2 protein-coding genes are annotated in these 2,157 nt (G+C 61.4%); both read right to left on the bottom strand.

All coding sequences use genetic code 11. The features are described from left to right. Window positions 1–219: 219 nt before the first annotated feature. A complete protein-coding gene (locus tag KJQ96_RS38370) occupies window positions 220–1,629 on the bottom strand; it encodes an ISNCY family transposase (RefSeq protein ID WP_213291142.1) in 1,410 nt (469 codons plus the stop codon). A 1-nt stretch (window position 1,630) separates the two neighbouring features. Next, window positions 1,631–1,978, bottom strand: coding sequence for a DUF6788 family protein (locus KJQ96_RS38375; protein ID WP_309142549.1), 348 nt, complete (start codon window positions 1,976–1,978; stop codon window positions 1,631–1,633). Between the last annotated feature and the right edge of the window lie 179 nt (window positions 1,979–2,157).

Raw genomic sequence — 2,157 nt, forward strand, 5'->3', positions numbered from 1 at the left:
AAGCGCCTGCCGCGCCCTCGCGTGAGCGCGACCTCACAGAACCCTCCAGATTCCCAAATCAGCAGGCTTCTGATTCAACATGCTGGCTGGGAAGGAGGCTAGCTACTTTCCGGCGCAAAATCCCGGTTCTGAAGGGCGCGGTCAACCCCGCAGACAACGAGAAGCCCCGCCGGGGGGCGCGGCGGGGCGATGTGAGGCCAAGGTTGCGCTGGAAGTGGACTACCTTTGGAGTGACTGTTCGTCCATCACGCGACCGATGCTGATGAGGTTGTCGGCGACAACGCCGAGCCCGACCCAGCGCTTCATTCCGCTGCTGCCTTTGTAGCGACAGCGATCGAGCCCGTGCCGCCGTTTGGCCACGCTGATACGCCCCTCGCATCCGGTCCGCCATTTCTGGCCGTTGCGGAACCACCGCTTCTTCTGCTCGCGCTTGCGCGCGACGCTGTTGGTGGAGCGATTGGGGATGCAGACGCGTTTGACGCCGCTCGCCTTCGCCGCGGCTTCATTCCTGGCGGAATAGAACCCGGCGTCTGCTGCGACCAGGCGCGGCGTGCGACCGAGCTTGGCTTGGTGGATTTCGATGGCCGGAACCAACAGGTCCGAATCGCTCGGCCGCCGATCGTAGACTTCGTAGTCGATCACGATTTGGTTTTCGGCCTCCTGCAGCTTGACCATCTTGCCGAACTCGTTGGGCTTGCCGGCCTTACCCTTGCGAATGATCTCCGTCGAGGGCTCGAACACGCTGAAGAGCTTGTCCTCTGCCCGTGTGTTGCCGCGGAAGATGCGTTCCCGGGTCTGCCGCATCACCTGTCGCACGAGCGGCATCATCGTTTCCAGCTCCTGCCGCAAGCCTTGCAGCGCCAGCCGTTTCAAGATGCCCTTGGCCCGCTTCACGCCTGCGGAGATCTCATGGGAGAAGCGCTTCGCTTGCCCCACTACACGGCTCGTCGAGTTCAACAGCCGCCGGTAGCCTTGCTTGAGCTTCTCGTGATTGAGCGGTCCTTTGGCACGTGCGGTTCGCGAGATATCGAGCAGGCGCAGTTTTACGCTTCGCGTTCGGTCGCGCAGTTTGGTTCCGGCCGTGCCGACGATCCTGGTGATCTTCTTCATGGTGCGGATCAACACCCTAACCCCGTCGCCCAACAACGTGCTGTCGGTCGGGTGGTGGATGTTGGTCTCCACCACTGTCGTATCCACGCGCATTCTGCGTCCCTGCGTCACCCCTTGTTGCTGCGCGATTTGCACGATCCGGTCGTGGATCTGCTTGATTGTCTCCGGATCCACAGCCAAGCCCCAGCGCCCCATTGTCTTGGCGTCCGGCGTCTTGCCGCCGCCCACCCGGGTGAAGTCGCGATACACCAGATTGGCGCGCACTTCGCGTTCCAGCACGTGATAGCTCCAGTTGCGAACGTGCTTGAGAATCAACAATCGCAAAACCACCTCGGCCGGTGCGCCCAGCCGACCACGACCACGACTCTTGGGGTGTCGTCTCGCCAGCGCTTCGTACACCGCACCTACGATCTGTTCATCCGCCAGAACCCGGTCAGCATGTGCCATCCAACCTTCGCGAAGATCGCTCACTTCCCCGGCGATCAAGCCGTCGCCGAAGCTCAGTTGCGCTCTGCGCATCTCAATCACGTTTCTTCCTCTCGCCCCGCGGCACCGCCGCATCAGGGCGCAACAGCTGGTGATTGAGTTCGCAGATCGCCTCGATCGTTTCTTTCAGTTTCTGATAATTCTCCAGCCAACGGCGCACTTCGGCAACGCGCTCACGGCGCACGCTGAACTGGCGCACGCGTCCACCCGCATAGCTCACCGTCAGGACATGCACCTGGTGCCCTTCGCCGCGCGCGCACTTCGGGCAGCCGCTCTTGTGACGAACGGTGCGCTCCAGCAACGAACCGCGCAGCAGCTCACCAGTGACCGGCAGCTTCCCGACAAGCTTCTCGCGCGTTTGAAGGGCTCGATTGCGACTCATTCATACAAATGAATCAGCGCCGCCCACGCAAGTCAACGTCGACCTCGTCCGACCTTGCACTTTTCGCCCTACCGACCGACTCCGCACAGCGATCAAGGTCGGTTAATTTTGCGCCGGAAAGTAGCTAGTTTCTGTCGCGAAAAACATTTCGCCCTTTAAAATGAGGGTTATTTCGCGAT

Origin of the sequence: Bradyrhizobium sp. sGM-13 (assembly GCF_018398875.1) — a bacterium.
In the GTDB taxonomy this organism is placed as follows: Bacteria; Pseudomonadota; Alphaproteobacteria; order Rhizobiales; family Xanthobacteraceae; genus Bradyrhizobium.